Here is a 20,277-nt window from a genome sequence, read left to right as displayed (position 1 = left end):
AATCCCTGTCCACCGGCAGGGATTTTCTCAATTAGCCGAAGAAAAGAAAATAGTAAAAATCGTATATTTGTCTGGCTCACTTCGTGCAGTGATTCTACCATTCATTTTTTCCACCATCTGTCGAACGATGGACAGCCCCAATCCGCTTCCCTTACCAGATCGCCCTTTGTCACATTTATACAGTCGCTCAAAGATGTGCAGCAAATCAGCTTTCTCAATTCCAATTCCGTTGTCCGTAATACTAATCTCAAATTCCTTTTCTTTTTGTGTCATTTCAATTTTAATCTGCGTTGCCTGACTGTGAGCAATGACGTTTTGTAATAGATTATTGACAATACGGGCGTATCCATCCAGATCAACTTTTGTGTACAGCGGCCTTTCTGGGATTTCGATTTCGTAGACCAGATGATTTTCTTCAAAGATGGGTATCCAATCTTTCAAAATATCCCGCGTAAGCTCCGCAAGCTCCACCCGCTGGATGTATAGGGAAAATTCACTTGAATTGAGCTTGAACCAGTCGAACAAGACGTCGATATAGCCCTTCAGGTCATAGGCCCTGCGCCTTGCGATTTCCAGATAATCCTCGCGTTCTTGCCCGGTAACAACGCCTCTGTGTACTGCGTCCAGATAACCTATCAGGGTGGTAAGCGGTGTCCGTACATCATGGGAGAGGCTGGTCATGAACTGGCGGTTGGTTTCATCCGCTACTCTGAGCTTAGAGAACTGTTCTTCATAATGATAGACGATTTCATTTATTTTATAGGAAATGTCTACGGTCAACTCATTGCCAGTGGCAAGGATTCTGCGATTTCCGTTTCCTGCTTCAATATCGTTCAGAGCATCTGTCATATCCTGAAGCTGCCGCTTGACCCCAATCAACTTTGCCATACAGGAGATACCGAAAAGGAGAGCAAAGCATAATATTATGCCTAAAGTCACATCGAGTATCACAGCCTACACCTCCTTGTTGAAACGATAACCAATCCCTTTTACCGTTTGGATATAAAACCGAATGCCGGAATCAGGTTCGATTTTTTTTCGAATTCTGCTGATGATTGCCATAATATTACTATCGTCATAAACGTAAGGCTCGCCCCAAACTTCCTCGTAAATTTGTTGTTTTGTTAAAATTCTTCCTTGATTTTTCGCACAGAACAGCAGTAGATTAAATTCTTTTGGCGGTAATTCAAATGTTCCGTTTTTCGTAGTAACACTTCGGCTGTCAAAGTCTATTGTAAGACCCTTGTAAGTAAGAGGATGTGAATCACTGTCCGCTGAACTAAAGCGTGTGTATCTACGTATCAATGAAATTATCCGTGCAATCAGTTCTTCCATGTCAAAAGGTTTTGTTAAATAGTCATCAGCACCAGAACGAAGCCCATGCACTTTTGACATGCTGTCATTTTTGGAAGTCAGCATAAGAATGGGGACACTGCTTTGCTTACGTATTTTATCCATCGTCTGAAAACCATCTATCCCTGGCATCATCACGTCCAAAAGGATAAGATGGTAGTCATTTTTGGCAAGCATGTACAACCCGTCTATGCCCGAATAACAATAATCCGAATCAATACTTTCAGTCCCCACACTTTGCTTTATCAAAGAACATAGCTCTTTATCATCGTCAATTATTAAAATTTTATAATCCAAAATTAACCCTCCTACAATATAATAATCTTTTCGTAACGAAGTAAATAGCAGTTTATTTTTTTACTTTGTTTTCTCTCAGTCTGCCGTCAGGAGGCTTTGGGGCATCCTTAGGTATCGCCCATGCATGACCGAAGCGAACCGCTCCGTCAATTCTGTTTTCTTCACAGAGCTTCTGTATCCTACGCTTGGAAATTCTCCATTTATCTGCCGCCTGCTGTACAGATATATAATCAATCATTTGCATTCCTCCACAATATTTCTTCATCATATTATATGCGCAAAAGCGAATAAAATCAAGAACCTCATGTATCCAACAGGATACACTACTCCCTTGGCTGCAATAATTCTCTCGTCAGTAGAAACAACCAGCACCAACGCATCAAAACGGTAATTAAAAACACAAGATCTATCTGGCCTTAAGCTAGTGAAACATGAACGGTATGCCTTCCTGAAATTCAGATAGGTTAATGCTTTCAAACGGATACATGAAGCATTTTGCCATAACTGAAGATAGGAATAATGAGAAAGTAACACCACATAACGATGCAAATTTCATTAAAAGTTTGACTTACTTGAACCGATAGCACAGCCTTATTCAACTAAAATTCCAAAAAGCAGAACTTATTTGTCCTCAACTTCCAGTCCCATGCCCAAGTTGATACAGGTGGTTACCAACACCTCCTTTTGGGTTGGTGATGGCGATTATCATTGCATCAAGTTTTAATCCTACTTTCAAATTGAAGGGTACAAAAAGAGCTGGCTATATAAGCTAACTCCTTGTGGTGGCATATGCATTATTAATTTTTATATAAAAAAGTTGCCTACTCCATTTTAAAGCAAACAACTTTTTATCAGCATATTCAGTTGATTATATTATTTTAATATACTTTAACGTTAGGATAAAATTTCAGGTCAAATTCTTCCACATCCTCATCGGATACAGCGTAAGCATCCGGTTTTATAATTTTGCCGACTATTCCGTCAAGGCATCCCACCAACAATTCTTTAATTATAAAAAACGGTGAATCTCTTTTTGTTCTCCGCTGTCAGATAAAATAGTTGCCTTACAATTGAACTCAGTCCATCGTATTTTGCTTCACGCTTTATTTTGAAATAATTATCAAGTCTTCGCTTCTCTATTAAATCATTAAAAAACTGACTTTGGGGATTTTGAAAAACAGAGCCTACAATGGCAGTCCTGCATAAGACAGTATAAGAAAACTATATTGTTTATGGGCTGCTGCCAAGTAAAATGTCTAAAACAAGCGTATCGTTTACTATGAGCGATACACTTGTTTTTTGCTTTTTCTGTCCTAATAAGTAGAACGAGATAAACGAATCTACTGATTGGAGGGTAAAATATTATGTCAAAAGGAGAACGGAATTTGCGGCTTCATATCATGGTAACTCATGAAGAATTAGCTGCCATACGAGAGCGCATGGCAGAAGTGAACAGCCAAAATCAAAGCGCATTTATTCGCAAGCTGGCTGCTGATGGCTATGCCGTAAATGCTCTTAAAAATGACACACTTGAATTATTCGACATCTCGAAATATAATATAAGCATATCTGTAAAAAGGCGGTGCTTACATGGAATATTTAACAGTGAAAGAGGCCGGGGAAAAATGGGGAATTACTGCTCGTATGGTAAATTACTACTGCTCGGCAGGACGAATACCAGGAGCGATAAAAAAGGGAAATCTATGGCTTATTCCAGCCAATATAGAAAAACCTAAAGATGGACGAACAAAGGAGGAAAATAATGAATAGGCTGTTACTTCTTGAAGATGATTTAAGCCTGATTGATGGGCTTTCCTGTTTACTAAAAAGGCAGGGTTTTGAATTAGATATTGCCCGAACTGTAAGAGAAGCCAATACCATTTGGACAGACGGTAAATACGATTTATTGATACTGGACGTGTCCTTGCCGGACGGTTCCGGTTTTGAGGTATGTCAAAAAGTACGTCAGGTATCCAAAGTGCCGATTATCTTTTTAACTGCGTCAGATGAAGAAATGAATATCGTTACAGGGCTTGATATTGGCGGCGACGATTATATTACTAAGCCGTTTAAATTAGGGGTTCTCATATCGAGAATTAACGCTTTGCTTCGGAGAGCAAAGAACTTTGGAACGGCGGATACGGAAATAATATCCAATGGGATAAAAGTTTTATTGCTGCAAGGACAAGTCTATAAAGATGGGCAGCTTTTGGATTTGACAACAGCCGAGTACCGATTACTTTGTCTGCTCATGCAAAATCCCAACATCATACTATCCAAAGAAAAAATTCTGGATAAGCTATGGGACGGTGAGGGCAGCTATGTTGACGATAATACATTGGCAGTATATATTCGCAGGCTAAGAATGAAGATTGAAAACAATCCGGGTGACCCGCAAATGCTACTGACTGTCAGAGGCATGGGGTATAAATGGAATATATTGAATTGAGGTGGGCAGGTGAAGATTTTTACCAATAAGGATATTAAAAATTTCTTTGCTGCAATATCGTGTATATTGGGCGGTTTTATCCTTTTATTTCAGTTATTTGTATGGCTGTTTTACGGCACATTGAACCTAGTCATACTATTGCTGTCTTTGTTCGCTGCATTGTGCATTTTAGGAGTTTGCTTTCTCTATTTTCGTAAGCAAAATCAGATTATGGAAGAAGCGGTATCTCAAATCAATTTATACCTTTCAGGAAATACAGATATCCGAATTGATTGCGACAAGGAAGGCAGCTTGTACAAGCTTTTCCATGCAGTAAACACACTGGCTACGGCACTTAATGCCCATGCGCTAAAAGAGCAGAAAGTAAAAGAGTTTTTGAAAGGTACTATTTCCGATATTTCTCATCAACTAAAAACACCCCTTGCTGCCCTCACTATCTATAACGGACTTTTACAGGACAAACCAGAAGATATTGCCGCTATAAAAGAATTTGCAGTTAAGTCAGAGAAAGAGATTGAACGGATTGAAATGCTCGTTCAAAACCTCTTGAAAATTACAAAGTTAGACGCAGGGGCTATTATTATAAAAAAGGCACCTGAAAACATAGCGAATATAATAAATGATATTTATCAGCTTTTTGAATTTCGTGCCAATGAGGAAAAGAAAACCATCACCTTGTCAGGGCCAAATGATACCCAGCTTTTTTGTGACAGAGATTGGATAACAGAAGCCATTAGTAACATTGTAAAAAATGCACTCGACCATACGAATACAGGAAGCCAGATTACAGTTGAGTGGAAAAAGCTCCCGGCTGTCACACAGATAACCATAAAGGACAATGGCAGCGGCATACACCCGGAAGATATACACCATATTTTTAAGCGATTTTACCGCAGCCGCTTATCAAAAGATACGCAAGGTATCGGCCTTGGACTGCCGCTGGCAAAGGCAATCGTAGAAGCACATGACGGTAATATCACAGTGGACAGTGCTTTGGGTAAAGGGAGCATATTTGTTTTAAGTTTTCTTAACCTTACTAAAATGTAAGCAGAAATTCATGTGAGAGTAAGATAAGAGTATTACCCTACCTTATATAGAAAGGTGGGATTCATTTTGAAAAAATCATTATTATTTGACAAATTTGCAAAGTTCGCAATGCTTCGGGCAGCGTTTTGGGGAAGCATGGGGATTATCCTGTTCGCTCTGCCGGACTTTTTGCTTGACGGAATGTTCTATGCGATTGTCGGATATATGCTTGTGGACGGTATTTGGCGTATTGTGGATTTCGTCCGGGAGAGTGCCGCGAATCACATTCACGAAAAGAAAGCGGGTTCGCTTCTCCGTTATTTTAGCCTTGTGATTGCTGTTTTGCTCATTGTGGTAGTAATCCATTCCATTATCTTTAGACATTTGCTGATTCAAGTAACCCCTGTCTATCTTGGTGGATTACTGCTGTTGGAGGGTATCCTTTATTTTGTAATCGCCCTGTGCGCAAATACATTCATGCAAAGGGGGCTTCTGGTTGCTCTTTCTGGAATTACCTTTTTGGGTGGTGCGGCTGTTCTCGTCTTTACATTTGGATTTGGCATTGGCGGTATTCCCGGACTTACAAAGGTTTCCGGTGCCGCTTTGCTGCTCGCCTGCTTATATGAATTGGTAGCATATCTCGTCTACCGAAAGAATGTAGGCAACCGCTTAAATGAGGAGGATATACAATGAATTTATTAGAAGTAAATGCTATTAACAAAACTTATGGTACAGGGGAAGCCGCAGTCAACGCATTAAAGAATGTCAGTTTTTCCGTTCCCAAAGGTGAGTTTGTCGCCATTGTTGGTGAGTCGGGTTCCGGGAAAAGTACACTTTTGAATATGATAGGCGCGTTGGATACGCCTACGTCCGGGAATGTTCTGATAGACGGCAAGGATATATTCCGCATGAACGACGAAAAACTGACTATTTTTCGCCGCCGTAATATAGGCTTTATTTTTCAGGCTTATAACCTTATTCCTGAACTCAATGTTGAACAGAATATTACTTTTCCCGTATTGCTCGATTATAAAAAGCCGGATAAGGCATATGTAGAGGAAATACTTACAGTTCTTTCCCTGCAGGACAGACGCGGACACCTACCCCGACAGTTATCTGGCGGGCAGCAACAGCGTGTGGCGATTGGCCGCGCTCTGATTACCCGACCCATGTTGATACTTGCGGACGAGCCCACCGGCAACTTGGACAGCCAAAACAGTAACGAGGTAATTTCGCTTCTGAAAACAGCGTCCAAACGCTACCAACAGACAATCATCATGATTACACATAATCGTAGTATTGCTTCCACAGCTGACCGGGTACTGCAAGTATCAGACGGCGTATTAACCGATTTGGGGGGATATGCTGAATGAATAGTTATCTTGGTCTTGTTTCAGAATATGCGAAAGCACACAAAAAGAAAAATAGGCTAACTGTGGTTTGTATCTGCTTGTCTGTCATGCTAATAACCGCGATTTTCGGCATGGCTGATATGAGCCTGAAATCCCAAAAAGAGGAAACTATCCGCCGATATGGCAACTGGCACGCTATATTTACGGGTATATCAGACAGCACAGCGGGAGAAATAAGTAGCCGTGATGATGTGAACGTATCAAGCTGGCTGGGCATGGCCGATGAAACAACCTATCAGGGGAAAGAATTGGTTGTGCAGAGCAGCAGCAAAGAATTTGCCGAGCAAATGAACATGGTCCTCACCGAGGGCAATTATCCCGTTACAGCGCAGGAGGCCTTGCTTGACAGGCAGGGGCTTGAACAATTCGGTCTTTCCATTGGAGATACGATAGAGGTTGCCTTTTCTGACGGGCAAGTGCGGAAGTATACGATTACCGGGACTTTTGGGGACTATTCCACCCTGAAAGGGTCGGACGCTCACGGCTTGCAGTTATCAACAGAGGGTATGCGCGCGCTCCCCGCCGATTTATACAAAGAATATTATTATGTTCAATTCGGCGATAGCGTGAATATCAATGGAGCGATTGCAGATATTAAGTCAAAATATAGCCTGGGTGACGAACAGGTTTCCACAAACGTCATGCTTCTTGGGTTGATGGGGCAATCAAACGATACGACCATGCAGGAAATATATCTTACGGCCGGAATACTGTTTATTCTTGTCGCTATGGCCGGTACTTTTATGATTGCAAGCAGCTTCAACATGAGTATATTGGAGAGAACACAATTTTTTGGACTTTTGCGTTGTCTTGGTGCTACGAAAAAGCAAGTGAAGCGGTATATCCGGTTGGAGGGCTTGCGATATTGCGCGAAAGCAATCCCCGTTGGACTGTTGTCCGGGTGCGTGGTATTATGGGCGGCAATGCTCGTCTTAAACAAACTCAACTCCCAGTATCTTCCTGCAATGCCGACATTTCAAATAAGCTGGCTTGGGATTGCAGCCGGAACGATATTAGGGGTCTTGGTAGTAATGATAGCTTCTAATTCCCCCGCGAAGCGCGCCGCAAAGGTATCCCCACAGGCCGCCATAACGGGAAATATCAATCAAACGAATAATCAGGCGGTGAATAAAGCGTCCAATACAAAGCTGTTCCATGTGGATACGGCAATGGTTGTTCGCCACGCTTTCTCCAATAAAAAGAGCATGGTATTGATTGCGGGTTCTTTTGCAATCAGCATAGTCCTGTTCTTGTGTTTTACAATCTTAATTACCTTTATGAACCATGCGTTAAATCCCTTGAAGCCTTATGCGCCGGATTTATCCATTGAGGGAACACAGGATACCGTTGTGATCGACCGTTCGCTCAAACAAGAAATAAAGGCACTTCCACATATAGAGAATATATATGGCCGTATGTTTTACACGGACATTCCTGCAAGCGACAAGCGGGATACCAATATGGCTACACTGGTTTCCTATGATGAACCTCAATTTGCATGGACGAAAGATTCACTTATTTCCGGCAGCATTGACAACGTGCAAAATGGCAGCGGCGTATTGGTTGATTACGGATATTCACAGGAATTTAACTGGCAGATTGGAGATATGATTACACTGAACATCGGCGAAAAACCGCATGAAGTACAGGTTGCGGGTATTCTTTCTGATGTACCGATTGATTCGCCTAATGGGGAATGGATTATCATTTGCTCTGAAAACACTTTCACGGCTTTAACCGGAGTAGATAGCTACAAGGTTATTGATATACAGGTTAAGCAGGACATTTCCGAGCAAGTTAGAAACCTGATTACGCCGGAAATGAAACTTCTGGATTTACAGCAGCAAAACAACGAGGTACGCACAGGTTATTTCGCAATGGCGGTATTTGTCTACGGATTTTTGATGGTCATTGCATTTGTTGCTCTGATTAATATTATCAACACTGTAAATGCAAGTGTTTCAAGCAGAATAAGCAATTATGGAATGATGCGTGCGGTAGGCATGTCAGGTAAACAGCTTAAAAAAATGGTAACAGCCGAGGCCGCTGCTTACGCCATATCCGGCAGCCTTACGGGTGGCATTTTAGGGCTGCTTCTACACCGCTTCTTTTTTGGAATGTTGATTACATCGAATTGGGGAGAGCCTTGGCAGCCACCGCTTGTGGTTCTGATTGTTGTAATTTTGGCTGCAATCCTAACAACCTTTATCGCAGTGATTTCGCCAACTAAGAAAATTGAAAAAATGAGTATTGTGAATGTTGTGAATGCAGAATAGCAGCAAATTGTATTTAGAAAGCCGGACACGGTAATAAAAAAAACCGTTGTTTTGGCGGTGGTATAGCTATGCCTTTTAAAGAGCAACAATGCCTAACGGCGGTTTTGAAATAACATTCAAAGCCGCCGTGTTCTATTCTTCTATGAAATTTTGGAGGTGTGATACGACCGCCCTTTCCAGCACATAGCAATGGCGGCTTTAGGAGCAGTCTTTTTTATGTCAATGGAAATATCATACAGTTTAATCCTCTATTCCAAATCGTTTCTCTCTCAATTCACATAGTTGGCATTTTCAGAAACCTTTTGAAGATTCCATAATTTCTTGTATATTGCACATTCTTTCAATAATGCTTCATGCGTTCTGCGTGCCCATAACACGCCCTGAGTCCATGACAATAATTTGGTCTGCATTTTTTACAGTCTTTAAGCGGTGTGCTATCATAATAACTGTTCGGTTTTTTGTCACTTCTTGCAAAGCCTTTTGGGTCAGTTTTTTTATATCAACTATTTTTCCACCTATATAAAGACTTATTAAAGTGATAAATTTCGATTTCCACATCAATCCATTTATCACCAAGAACTAAACTGCCACTAAACTTCGTCTGGTTATATCCATATGTCTCATCTATAATTTCAAATGAATTTCCTTCAACATCTTTTGCAAATCTATTAAAATCAACTTCTTCTCTATTATTACCTTCACAGTAGTATACATGACTAAAATCATAATCAATTCCCGATATCTCAAGATAAGATTTCCCTGTTTGATAAACCTCTTTCTCATCTACTTTAAAAAATCCATTTTCAAATTCAAATAGTAATCCATCAATAATTATATCGGTGCTATTATTTACAATAACCTTTGTTACTCTTGCATCGTGAAGTCACCTTTGTATTTTTCATTTTTAATAATGCCCAAGACTGCCGTATCATGCCATTCTGTATTTCCATACTTGGTTTTATAGCCAAGTTTGGTCAATTCTTTTGCGATTACATAAGCACCTGCACCATCAATGTACCTATCATATATGTATTGCACAACAATGGCTTCTGCCTCATTAATAGAGATACTCTTGTCTGTGGGATCATAATCGTATCCCAAACAGCTTTGGAAGCCGACCAGTTCACCGCGCTTCATTTTCATTTTCAAGCCTTTTTTTACATTGGCGGAAATGTTCTCAACTTCCTGCTGTGCTACTGAGCTTAATATTACAAGCAGCAATTCTCCGTCCATTGTCATTGTATTAATATTCTCATCTTCAAACAACACAGCGATATTTCTTTCCTTTAACATACGAACATATTTCAAAGTGTCCAACGTATTTCTTGCAAACCTTGATATGGACTTTGTAATGATCATATCAATTTTTCCGTCTATACAATCGTTAATCATCCGTTGGAAATTTTCGCGCTTCGTTACCTGTGTGCCCGTTATAGCTTCATCTGCATAAATGTCTGCCAATTCCCAATCCTTGCGTTTTTCCACTAAATCCGTATAATATGCAACCTGTGATTTATAGCTGTTTAACTGTTCCTCTGAATCCGTACTAACTCTTGCATAAGGAGCAACACGCAAAATATCTGTTATCTTTCCTGATGTACGGTCAGATATTTTTCTGTTTGCCTTGATTACTTCAACTTCATGCATCATAAAGTCCTCCTTTCAGCTTTTTATTATTACGGAATCAGTATAATAAGCTATCAGCCATATGACAAATGTGCAAATTAAGATGTCAGGTCTGAAATAACACCATAATCCTGCATCAGTCTATTTTTTATCAGAGAGAATTCCTTTTCTGTAATTAATGCTAGAGCTAATAGCTGCCCCAACATAGCAATTTGCATACTATATCGAATCAAATTTTCCTTCATAATGATCCTCCTTTAGCAATCACCAACATTTTTTTGATTTACAGAATCAGGAGTGCGCCCATAATTAGGTACGCATATATACTCGCACGAACAGGCGCACCCCTAAACTGCATTTCTGTTTTGGTTTTATTCTTCATGGTTTTTCCGGCAGACGGTAGCTGGCCGCCCTCATAGGAATTTCACCTCTCCCAGGGTCTCTGCAAGCCGCCCCCATTGCGTGATCCCGCTTGTGCGGGGCTATGGCTGGACGGAAGTATCATTATCCCTCCGCATGTGTCGCCGCCTTAAATGTAACTAACATTTATTTACTGCACGGGTATTGATCGCTCGCACCTTACTTTTATCCAATCCGTGATGGCATGGATATATCGGTTGTAATCCGACAAATGCCGGACAGGTGGTCTTGGCGTACCTGCAATCTGGCTTTCCCTTTCAGGACATACGGGGAACGTACCGAAATACACCTATTCAATTGTCAAAGTTCAGCAGAGGGGGTAGAAGTTGTCCCTCTAATAGCCAATTCATTTTTGAGGCAAAACCGCAGGGTGTTAGAGAAATTTTTTTAGAAACTTCTCAATATTTCTTAGTCCACGCTCAACGGATTCTCTGATTGCGCTTTCCCTGACATCTTCTGCCTTTGCAATGGCCGCTTTGCTCATGCCCAAAAAGTAATGAGCGTAAATCCGTTTGGCCTGCTTATCCGGTAAACTGTTGATGGCGGCATAAAGCTCTTGATTTGTGACCTTTCTTTCGTAAATCTCTTCTGGAGATAGTGAAAGAAACATAATCTCATGCTCAATACCATCGTTGCGGTCAAGTGAGTAATACGCTTTGTGTCTGTATGTACGCAGTTGATAAGCGTTTTCATCCAGGTCAAATCGTTTCAGTGATAGCGCGATTTCGTCTGCTACTTCAATAAAAAAGTCGGATTTATAAAACGGGTAATGATCCCGTAAATTGATCCTTATCATTATTAACCTCCGTTTTGATTTTTTTGTGAAAAACCAAAACAGAGGGGGAGAACGGCATCCGACGAAGTTCCGCTTTATACGACAATAAAAGCTCACTTGGATACAATCCAAATAAGCTTTTATAACACTTCCGCTTTTATATATCCAGTTTTTAGGTTCTGACGGTTCTACTTGATAGCCGCATTGGCCCCTTGACCGAAACAGGCTTTTTTTGACAGTTTATTACTAATTAAGATACATAAAATGATGTCTGATTTATCACGCTAGGCCGCTAATCAAAAATAGCGGCTGTTGATTTTTTATAACATACTTTATAAGCATAATTAATACCCTCCAAACTAGTAAACTTGGTGAGGTATTGATTGCTCAGATATGAAAAGGCCTCACCAAACTCACGTTTTTACATAGCGGCACATATCAGCCTTCAATAAATTAGCAGTTATTTCCTTGTCTAATAGCCTTTGTGAAATAAATGCTTAATATTTCTTATTATCTAGCAAGGCTTTTATTGTAGCCGTCACAACTTTGAGCTCCTTCTCATCGCACATATATAATAATTGAATAAGCAGCTCAGTTTTTTTATCTGCATGCAGTTTTTCAGGAAAAAAGATCATATCTGCGGATATGCCCAGTTCACTTATAAGATTAAAAAGAACATGATAGCTTGGCTTCTTGTTTTCATTCTCAATAGACATGAGATAGCGAGATGTGATATTTATTTTTTCTGCTAGCTGCTTTTATAATTTTACCCAGCTTGTCCTTATTATCACTATTATGCATGTTATTCGCCTCCAATATCACATCAGCCATATGCTATCCCATATAAAAATAAAAGCCTGCCGCAAAAAGGGCAGGCCTTGAACACATAGTCAATGCGGCAACCGGCTGTCATAGTTCATCGAGCACTTTAGACCCTATGGCTTTGCGTCCCTGTCTTTAGACAGGTTTGCCCTTAACGCTATAATTCAGTTATAATTTACAGCGACATAATACACAGTTATTGGGGTTGAAAACTATGTTTCTAGTAAGGTATAAACCACCTTTAAGGCGCAACCTTTTTCACTGCGACCTTAAGAAGGCGATTACAAAAACTTTTTCTATTCCGCTCCTGCTTTTAAAGCTTCACTCATAGAAACTGCATTGACTTTTTTCTTGCACAGCAGTTTCGACAACTCATATGCCAACATGACAGCGATAAACCCAATTAGAATATATGGCAAATCGATTTTCAGAGGCGGCAATGACATACCAACGCTGTTTTCCAGTGATTGAACCAATACCCCCAATGCTGAAAGGGTTAAAGGTACGCCAATAATATATCCAATCACAACAACGATGGTTGAACTATTCAGAATTAATGAATTGATTTCCTTCTTCCGATAACCACAAATTTTCATGAGGGAAATGGTGCCTTTGTTCTCCTCAACGATCATCGAAGTTACAAGATAGATGACAATCATGCCAATGATAAAGGCTATCACCGCTAGAACACTCATCATTGACTGGGTAGGCCCCAGGACCTCTTCAATTGCAGCTAACTTATCCTTTAAAGACACTACGCTGTAGGATTGGTTTTCGGGAATATCCAACAAAACATTGCTAAAGACCCCTACATAGCTTCCTTCTGGCATTTCGAATTTCTCATTAAAATCCGCTATGGGCATGAAGATAAATCTACCCTCGTAGGTATCGGCTATTGCGTCAATCTCTACTGAAAATATCCGACCATCCAGCTTGCTAACGATATCTACAGTATCTCCCTCCTTTAACTTTAGCAGATTGGCAATCGGCTTCGTTACAATGACCTGATTGGTACTCAACTTAGTACCGGATTCATCTACAAGTGTAATCAGAGCAGAGTCTGGCAAGATGCCAGTGACGTAAAAATCTCTTTTATCATCGTTCTCTGGTAGAAATAACAATGCTTGGAAGGGTTCTGAATCAGCCGGCAGCGGTTCATAGCGCAGTTTGTCGAACTTATACTCGTACTCGAAATTATACACGCTGCCTCCTGTAAGCATATCATCAAAACCACTTTTGAGGGTAAAACCCCAAAGCAATAGCATTGTGGCTCCGGCAACACCAAAGAGTAGGAAGGCCAGACGTGATAGACTTCGCAGCTGTCCCTTGATTTTGAACCGTGTAGGAAATTTGAGTTTTTCAAGCTTGAGCCCACTCTCCAAGAAATTGACCTTGTTCTTATCCTTCTTGCCCTTCATCAGGTCCACCGGTGAATGCTTCAGTTCTTTTCGTATGACAAAATAGCTGCCGCATACTAGGAAGAGGATAGGTAAGATCAGACCTATGATTATATTGATGGGATTGTATTGGATTCCAGTCAAAGGTATAATGTAAGCGTCAAACATAAAGGAAACCATGAAACGTACCGGAAATATTCCTAGAATGGTTCCGATGATACCTCCTATAATGGCTATCATGAGAGGAAATGTCAGATAATGACGATATAGTTCCTTCCTTCTATAACCTAAGGCATACAATGCACCAATGATGGCTGACTCTCGATTAATCATTCGCCCAATAACGTTGCCGATTAAAATAATGGCCAACAATAAAATCCCAGTCGGTACACCATTACTTACAAGGTTTAAAATATCAACCTGTGCATCGACAACATTGACACGCTTATTATCTTCTATATTTGTCCATTTTAGAATATCAATATTGCGGCTCTTCAATAGCTCTCTAAACTCAGCTGACTGTCTACGAAGGTTTCGATCAATATCGTTAAACTTCACCGCATAGAAATTGCTTCCTTGATTTAAGGCGGCGAAATCCTCCTTGCTAATGACTGCTATGCCAAAGCCCGGCACCGGCATCATCATTTCTTCTGATTGCAGAGGATAAATATAGTTAGGCAGTGCTGTAAACCCGGAAATTGTAAAGGTTTTATCCAATATATTCAGTTCATCTCCGATTCTGTAGTTGTGTGTCTTAGCGAAAACAGGGCTGATGAGTATCTCGCCGCTACCGCTTAATTCTTTACCGTCAATGATTGCTGGAATGTTGACCCTGTCATTTTCACTAAAGATGCGTAGCGTTTTTCCTTCTGAAAGCGTATAATCAAAGGTTTTCCCTTCTTCTATCATGGCGTTTGCTGTGGACTCAAGCTCCTGCAAGTTGTCGATGCTTTTGTCAGTTGTGAATGTGGCATCTTCCTGTATATACCCGACTTGAAATTCATTTGCCAACCGCTCAAAATTATCGGCAAATTGGCTCATCATTGTAAACACGAAGCTGCTTAAAATAATCAGCACAATGCATCCGATGTACTGTGCTTTGTTTTCCAGCAAAACACGCTTGATTCTTTTATTAATCACCATTACCATTCAATCCTTTCTGCTGGAACAATCACCTGATTAACCACTTCTTCTACGATTTCTCCGCTTCGCAGCTTAAATACTCTGTTGGCCATAGCAGAAATCGCAGCATTGTGGGTGATCATCAAAATGGTTGTACCGTATTTTTTGTTCACTTGCTCCAAGAGCTGCAAAATGCTTCGAGATGTAAGAAAATCAAGTGCGCCGGTTGGCTCATCACAAAGCAGTAGCTTTGGATTCTTAACAATGGCTCTGGCAATGGAGACCCGTTGTTGCTCACCACCGCTTAATTCTCTAGGAAAGCGGTGTTTTTTATCCTGCATTTCCACTGCAGCTAAAACTTCATCAATGTTTAGCGGTGATTTACTAATATTTAAAACGACTTCAATGTTTTCTCCAACTGTCAGGTTGGGAACGAGATTATAAAACTGAAAGACGAAACCGATGTCTCCACGTCTATAATCCGTCAGCTTGTTGTCGCTTAATTTGTTTACTTCTACTCCGTCAACGATAACGCTACCACTGTCACCACGGTCAATGCCGCCAAGAATATTCATCAGTGTGGATTTCCCTGAACCTGATGGTCCAAGGATGACGCCTATTTCCCCTTTTTCCAGCTTCATTTCGATTCCCTTCAAAACTTCAGTGATCACCACACCTGTTGTATAGCTTTTCTTCAAGTTTGAAATATCAATAAACATATTATTCTTCCTCCTTTTTATAAAAACAACGTTTCATTATGTCAAAATACTCATCCCACTCTTTGAAAATTTCCATGCCGATATCTTCCATCGAATTTACTTTGTCTCTTTGCTGCTCGGCAAAACTCAATATCGTCCAGTTAATAATATTGATCGTTTTCTGAATATCAATATCCTCACGGAACTTTGTCAGGTCTATATTTTGATAGCCTCTTTCCAAACCGCTTTCAGTTATGTTTTTCTCCAGTTTATTTACTTCAGATTTCACTTCAACAGCATCCTCACGGGCTACAGCTTTTAGGAAATTAAATGCCTGTGGAGACCTTTTATATATCTTGAATTTTGCTAATCCTATTGCTTTTATTCTTTTAAATATATCTGTTTCTTTCCAATCCACTTCATCGTAGATTTTATCGATTACCTTAACCACATAATCAAGCAAGAATAAATAAAGTTCTTTTTTGCTGTTAAAATAGCTGAATAATGATCCTTTGGATATTTCCGCCTCCTTAATAATCTCGTTTGTAGAAGCCCTTTCATAACCATTTTGTGCAAACTCTTTAAGCGCTGCATTAATAATGCGTTCCTGTTTCTCCTGCTCTAAACTAAAAAATTTCGGGTATATGATAACCACCTCATTCCTTTGTCAGTACAAATAGTTTAATGACCACATTGGTCATGATTATTATATATCAAAATGACCAGTTTGGTCAAGGTGTTTTTTTAAAAAAAAAGCAACACATAAAAATTTATACTGACTCTTATCCTAATTTCAGAATGGGGGATGGGCCTCGAAAGCCTTACAATAACATCACGTTGACAAATTCGTTATTTAATAGAATATTTAACGTGAATGTGTATGATTAACCCCATTCCACTTTTCTTCCACAGGTATTGGGCCTAATACAATCTCTTCATAATTTGCCGTTCCTCTGCATTGATGCGGAAGTATCCCTTTTTCCGCCATGGAAGAATAGCTTGCACCGCTTACAACTATGTGGTCTAAAACTTTAATTTCTAAGGGATGAAAAATATCAACGATCCTCTGTGTCAACGCCTTATCTTCCGGAGAAAAACTTTTGGAGCCTCCGGGATGGTTATGGGCTAAAATCATTGCATTGCAATCACAGGCAAGGGCATATTTCAATATTTCTCTTGGATATACTGCTGTTTGTCCAATACTTCCTTCTGACATGGTCTTTGTTTCAATTATGCTATTGCCGCTGTCTAAAAAAGCCACCATAAACCTTTCTTTATCCTTCATTCCTCCCAAAAGGGCTAAGAAATACTGACCTGATAAGGTTGATGAATTAAGCACTACCTTTTCATTGCTCTCATAGATTTTCAAAATGTTGTAGGAGGAAATAAACTCATTGAGCAAGCCTATCTTTTCAAGCTGCTTTTCATTTGGTTCCATGATATGGGGATGCTCCAGGATGTTAAAGGGGTTATTTTCTTTTACATACCGCTGAACTTTTTTATAGGGCAGTCCTGTTAAGGTTGTCAACCCTTTTAAAAAATTCTCGGTATGCAATATATCCTGCTTCATGCTATGCCCGCCCCCTTTTTGCAGCAACCATTTCAATTATGGATGCTTTTCAGCTTCTCGGAAGTTTCAGGCGGCAAATCCAATGACTCAAGATGCAGAAAAAAGCTTTTTATCCCCATACTTTGAAAGCACTTATGGATTTTTTCTCTTGCATCCGCATCCAGGTCAACCAACTCAGCCAGTAAACCTACGCACTTTATATATTCCGTATCCCTTAATTTTTCTAAATTCATCCGTCTTTCCACCTTTCATCATATTTTGGTCATTAATCTATTTTACTCTGAGTTAAAGCTGTACTCGGCAATCATATACGTATGGGATATGAAGGTTATATTGTTGCATAATCTGTGACGGTATGATTTTCACCTTAATTTCTCATAGAGATAGCGAAACGAACACAACCTTTTTTCATAATCTTAGGCATAATCTTAGGGACGGTTCTTTTGATTATCAAACTTTTGATATTAATGTTTGTGAAACTCCTAGGATTCTCGCCAATTGCCTTTGAGATATTCCTTCTAAGGATTTAGCTGTTTTAATTATTTTATCTCTTTGCTCTTTTGGTAAACTCTTAATTTGTGCTACACTAACTCCTGGTATCATCTTATTAATTTCTAATCTTGCTTCTTCATCTTTTAACCTTTTAATAATAACTTCATCTAAACAATTATCTTTATTCTTTTCTTCATTAAATTCTTTAAATCTTTTCATTGCAATATTCTTATCTTCTGAAAATAATCTTAGTATTAGTTCACTATCTAATAGCCCTTGTTTATAAGGTTTTTTACCATAGTATTCTGTACAGCTACTCCATTTCCAATCCTGTGGCATATTTACAAGACCAGCTTTCACAGGATTTTGATGTATATATCGAACTACCGTTATTAGGTATCCTTCACTTTCCACGTTCTCGCTTTTATACCTGTCTTGAAATAAATGTCCTGTAGTATCATACTTCAGGTGATAATACCCTACAAAACTTACACCTATCCTTTTCATAGTTGTTGAAAGTTCCTCTTTGCCCTCTTTAACAATCAAATGAATATGATTATTCATCAAACACCAACCATATATCTTAATTTCACTTTTCACTTTATATTTTTCTAATGTTTCAAGAAATCTTAAGCAGTCCTCATCATCATGAAATATCTCTTGCCTATTTGCACCTCTAATTATTACATGATATATACCGCTTTGGCTTTTCTCTCTTGCATTTCGTGGCATTTTGATTGCTCCCTTATATTTTTTCTTTATTATACTTCAACATGATTTAATAATCAACAGAACCGTCCCTTTGATTTTAATAATCAACAGAACCGTCCCTTTGATTTTACTTTTGCCATCTTTTCATTCCTCCTAAAAATTTTTATTTAAAATCTTTCTGGGCGCTGTTTCTTGCTGCAGGTCGTTTATCTTCTTCAGGTACTAGCTTTAATTTCCCTGGGGGCCTTTCAATTAAATCCCCAATAATCTTTTCAAAATCTTTTTTACCAATTTCCTTCTCAAGCTTCGTAAGGCTCAGAAGGGATTTTGAGTAGATTTTATTATCTGGATATCCTGCCTCCAGTAGCTTTTCTGCCACTTCTGTTTCTGATGAGAATCTTCTGGTTGCTCTACCTTCAATAAGCTTCATTCCAGGCCACTGTTTTCCATCATTTATGGCTGTTTCCAATGCATAACTTTCAACATCCGAAGCCCATTTTTGAAGCTCCCCTATTTGAAATAGCACCTCCACTACCTCTTCATCTGTAAGAAGGGCTGGCTCTTTAAAGTCCATACAAGCAAGTTTTAAGTTTTCACGACTTCGAGCCCTACAAGTGGCTTTAATTTTACAGAACCTGCAATGCTCTCCGGGATTAAACTCTCCCTCTCCAGCCCAAGCAGCATCGGCTTTGGGTTTAACTACTTCCTCTGCCCACTCCAATAGTTCTTCTACTTCCATCTCGTCAGTTGAGATGTTATCAAGCCTAGGCTGAATGATGGTCATTCTAATCTTTTGAGTGTCATATAACATACCAAATCCATGTATGGCACCTAAGCCATATAACCTCATTTGGGGATTTCCTATTGCAGATATACTAACTCCCTTACCACCCTTTAAATCAATAATTTCAATAATGCCATCAGCTATAATGAGGACATCTCCCGTTCCAAAGCCTTCTTTAACCCAGGGACTATAATCTAGCTTTTCCTCTACAAGAATCAGCGGATCTTTGCACTTTGACCTCACTTCATTAATGTTTTCAATCACTATGTCTACGTAAGCGTTTACAGCTTTTTCAATTTCCTCTGTATAGAACTCTCTTTTCTTCATCTGCTTTAGCTTTTTATTAAATTCTGCTTTGGTGATGTTTTCTAAGAAGTAGTGAAGGTGTAGCTCTGATAACTCATGCATGAAGGTTCCCTCCATGGCATAAACACTGGTGCTATCCCCCACCTCTTCTTCGAGCCTTACACTGGGACTGCAATTAAGCCATCTATGGGCCCCTGAAGCCGAGAGCAGTGCATGTTCTCCCATTACAACACCTCTACTTTCTCTAGAAGCTCAGGGTACCTTTCAGCAGGAATGTCACTTAGCTTCTTAGCTCCAAATTCAGTAATTAATTCCTTTACCTGAACTTGCTTTCCATTTTGGGAAAGGACTGCAAGCTTGGCCCTTACTTCCTCTAGGGTAGGTAGTTTTTCAGCTTCCTTTTTTACTTCTTGCTCTTCTATTTTTTCTACCTTTGTTTCTGTGGCATTCCCCTCTAAGACTTCAACCAATCCTTCAATGCTATCTGCTAGGCTTCTAAGGCCACTAACCACCTCTAGGGCATGTTTGATTTTACTCATCCTCCCTTTCCCCCTTCTTTTCCTTTTCTTCTTCCAGCTCTAACAGTCGGTTTGCTAATCTTTTGGATACGATGCTGATGGCATTAAGGACTCCTACCATTTCCTCCTGCATTTCCTTATTTGCAACTGTCATAATTTCTTTCTCCCCTTCCTTTGTTTTGATTTTCATCTAGTCACCTCCTCATCTTTCATTAACCCCTTC

The 20,277-nt window shown here is 39.7% G+C and carries 20 protein-coding genes, 1 pseudogene and 1 riboswitch; of the genes and pseudogenes, 6 read left to right on the top strand and 15 right to left on the bottom strand.

Annotated features, from left to right (window positions below; translation table 11 throughout):
* Window positions 1-27 precede the first annotated feature (27 nt).
* The 3 genes from CHB72_RS18935 to CHB72_RS18925 are packed head-to-tail and all read right to left on the bottom strand — an operon-like array spanning window position 28 to window position 1,888.
* Window positions 28-951, bottom strand: coding sequence for a sensor histidine kinase (locus CHB72_RS18935; protein ID WP_089284446.1), 924 nt, complete (start codon window positions 949-951; stop codon window positions 28-30).
* 3 nt (window positions 952-954) lie between these two features.
* Entirely contained in the window at window positions 955-1,650 is a 696-nt protein-coding gene (locus CHB72_RS18930; protein ID WP_089284445.1) for a response regulator transcription factor, read from the bottom strand.
* Window positions 1,651-1,702: 52 nt separating this feature from the next.
* A complete protein-coding gene (locus CHB72_RS18925) occupies window positions 1,703-1,888 on the bottom strand; it encodes a helix-turn-helix domain-containing protein (RefSeq protein WP_176431477.1) in 186 nt (61 codons plus the stop codon).
* Between the two features lie 1,352 nt (window positions 1,889-3,240).
* Between CHB72_RS18925 and CHB72_RS18920 the strand changes: the two genes are divergently transcribed.
* The 6 genes from CHB72_RS18920 (at window position 3,241) to CHB72_RS18895 (ending at window position 8,813) form a co-directional block, all read left to right on the top strand.
* Window positions 3,241-3,420: a helix-turn-helix domain-containing protein gene (locus CHB72_RS18920; RefSeq protein WP_089284444.1), complete on the top strand. Its 180-nt coding sequence runs from the start codon at window positions 3,241-3,243 to the stop codon at window positions 3,418-3,420.
* Window positions 3,413-4,099 carry a response regulator transcription factor gene (locus CHB72_RS18915; protein WP_089284443.1) on the top strand — a complete coding sequence of 229 codons (687 nt, stop codon included), beginning with the start codon at window positions 3,413-3,415 and terminating at the stop codon, window positions 4,097-4,099. Before CHB72_RS18920 ends, CHB72_RS18915 begins: the two co-directional genes overlap by 8 nt.
* A 9-nt stretch (window positions 4,100-4,108) precedes the next feature.
* On the top strand, window positions 4,109-5,146 hold the full coding sequence (locus tag CHB72_RS18910; RefSeq protein ID WP_089284442.1) for a sensor histidine kinase: 1,038 nt from the start codon (window positions 4,109-4,111) through the stop codon (window positions 5,144-5,146).
* 66 nt (window positions 5,147-5,212) lie between these two features.
* Window positions 5,213-5,818, top strand: coding sequence for a DUF308 domain-containing protein (locus tag CHB72_RS18905; protein WP_207652604.1), 606 nt, complete (start codon window positions 5,213-5,215; stop codon window positions 5,816-5,818).
* Window positions 5,815-6,498 carry an ABC transporter ATP-binding protein gene (locus tag CHB72_RS18900; protein ID WP_089284441.1) on the top strand — a complete coding sequence of 228 codons (684 nt, stop codon included), beginning with the start codon at window positions 5,815-5,817 and terminating at the stop codon, window positions 6,496-6,498. Before CHB72_RS18905 ends, CHB72_RS18900 begins: the two co-directional genes overlap by 4 nt.
* Window positions 6,495-8,813 carry an FtsX-like permease family protein gene (locus CHB72_RS18895; RefSeq protein ID WP_089284440.1) on the top strand — a complete coding sequence of 773 codons (2,319 nt, stop codon included), beginning with the start codon at window positions 6,495-6,497 and terminating at the stop codon, window positions 8,811-8,813. Before CHB72_RS18900 ends, CHB72_RS18895 begins: the two co-directional genes overlap by 4 nt.
* Before the next feature lie 873 nt (window positions 8,814-9,686).
* On the opposite strand, the pseudogene CHB72_RS18885 reads toward CHB72_RS18895, so the two are convergent.
* The 12 genes and pseudogenes from CHB72_RS18885 to CHB72_RS26750 all read right to left on the bottom strand — a co-directional run.
* Window positions 9,687-10,463, bottom strand: a pseudogene (locus CHB72_RS18885) (recombinase family protein); the annotation flags it as partial.
* 74 nt (window positions 10,464-10,537) lie between these two features.
* On the bottom strand, window positions 10,538-10,684 hold the full coding sequence (locus CHB72_RS18880; RefSeq protein WP_089284438.1) for an SHOCT domain-containing protein: 147 nt from the start codon (window positions 10,682-10,684) through the stop codon (window positions 10,538-10,540).
* A gap of 548 nt (window positions 10,685-11,232) precedes the next feature.
* Complete coding sequence (locus tag CHB72_RS18875; RefSeq protein ID WP_089284437.1) at window positions 11,233-11,655, bottom strand: RNA polymerase sigma factor; 423 nt, start codon at window positions 11,653-11,655, stop codon at window positions 11,233-11,235.
* Window positions 11,656-12,528: 873 nt separating this feature from the next.
* Window positions 12,529-12,616: riboswitch (cyclic di-GMP riboswitch) on the bottom strand.
* Window positions 12,617-12,752: 136 nt separating this feature from the next.
* Window positions 12,753-14,996, bottom strand: coding sequence for an ABC transporter permease (locus tag CHB72_RS18865; protein ID WP_176431474.1), 2,244 nt, complete (start codon window positions 14,994-14,996; stop codon window positions 12,753-12,755).
* Window positions 14,996-15,694: an ABC transporter ATP-binding protein gene (locus CHB72_RS18860; protein ID WP_089284434.1), complete on the bottom strand. Its 699-nt coding sequence runs from the start codon at window positions 15,692-15,694 to the stop codon at window positions 14,996-14,998. The genes CHB72_RS18865 and CHB72_RS18860 overlap by 1 nt, the downstream gene beginning before the upstream one ends.
* Before the next feature lies 1 nt (window position 15,695).
* Window positions 15,696-16,328 (bottom strand): TetR/AcrR family transcriptional regulator, encoded by a 633-nt coding sequence (locus CHB72_RS18855; RefSeq protein ID WP_089284433.1) that lies wholly within the window; start codon window positions 16,326-16,328, stop codon window positions 15,696-15,698.
* A 210-nt stretch (window positions 16,329-16,538) separates the two neighbouring features.
* On the bottom strand, window positions 16,539-17,243 hold the full coding sequence (locus CHB72_RS18850) for a JAB domain-containing protein (protein ID WP_089284432.1): 705 nt from the start codon (window positions 17,241-17,243) through the stop codon (window positions 16,539-16,541).
* A gap of 32 nt (window positions 17,244-17,275) precedes the next feature.
* A complete protein-coding gene (locus tag CHB72_RS18845; RefSeq protein ID WP_089284431.1) occupies window positions 17,276-17,476 on the bottom strand; it encodes a hypothetical protein in 201 nt (66 codons plus the stop codon).
* Window positions 17,477-17,693: 217 nt separating this feature from the next.
* The gene (locus CHB72_RS18840; protein ID WP_089284430.1) at window positions 17,694-18,467 is read right to left on the bottom strand and encodes an REP-associated tyrosine transposase; all 774 of its coding nucleotides are present in this window, start codon (window positions 18,465-18,467) and stop codon (window positions 17,694-17,696) included.
* 142 nt (window positions 18,468-18,609) lie between these two features.
* Complete coding sequence (locus CHB72_RS18835) at window positions 18,610-19,761, bottom strand: DUF2800 domain-containing protein (protein ID WP_089284429.1); 1,152 nt, start codon at window positions 19,759-19,761, stop codon at window positions 18,610-18,612.
* The gene (locus CHB72_RS18830) at window positions 19,761-20,075 is read right to left on the bottom strand and encodes an rRNA biogenesis protein rrp5 (RefSeq protein WP_089284428.1); all 315 of its coding nucleotides are present in this window, start codon (window positions 20,073-20,075) and stop codon (window positions 19,761-19,763) included. The genes CHB72_RS18835 and CHB72_RS18830 overlap by 1 nt, the downstream gene beginning before the upstream one ends.
* Window positions 20,068-20,244 (bottom strand): hypothetical protein, encoded by a 177-nt coding sequence (locus CHB72_RS26750; RefSeq protein WP_176431473.1) that lies wholly within the window; start codon window positions 20,242-20,244, stop codon window positions 20,068-20,070. The genes CHB72_RS18830 and CHB72_RS26750 overlap by 8 nt, the downstream gene beginning before the upstream one ends.
* Between the last annotated feature and the right edge of the window lie 33 nt (window positions 20,245-20,277).

The organism is Anaerovirgula multivorans (genome assembly GCF_900188145.1).
GTDB lineage: Bacteria > Bacillota > Clostridia > Peptostreptococcales > Natronincolaceae > Anaerovirgula > Anaerovirgula multivorans.
The sequence above is the reverse complement of the archived record's forward strand: the minus strand, read 5'-3'. Positions and strand labels throughout refer to the sequence as shown.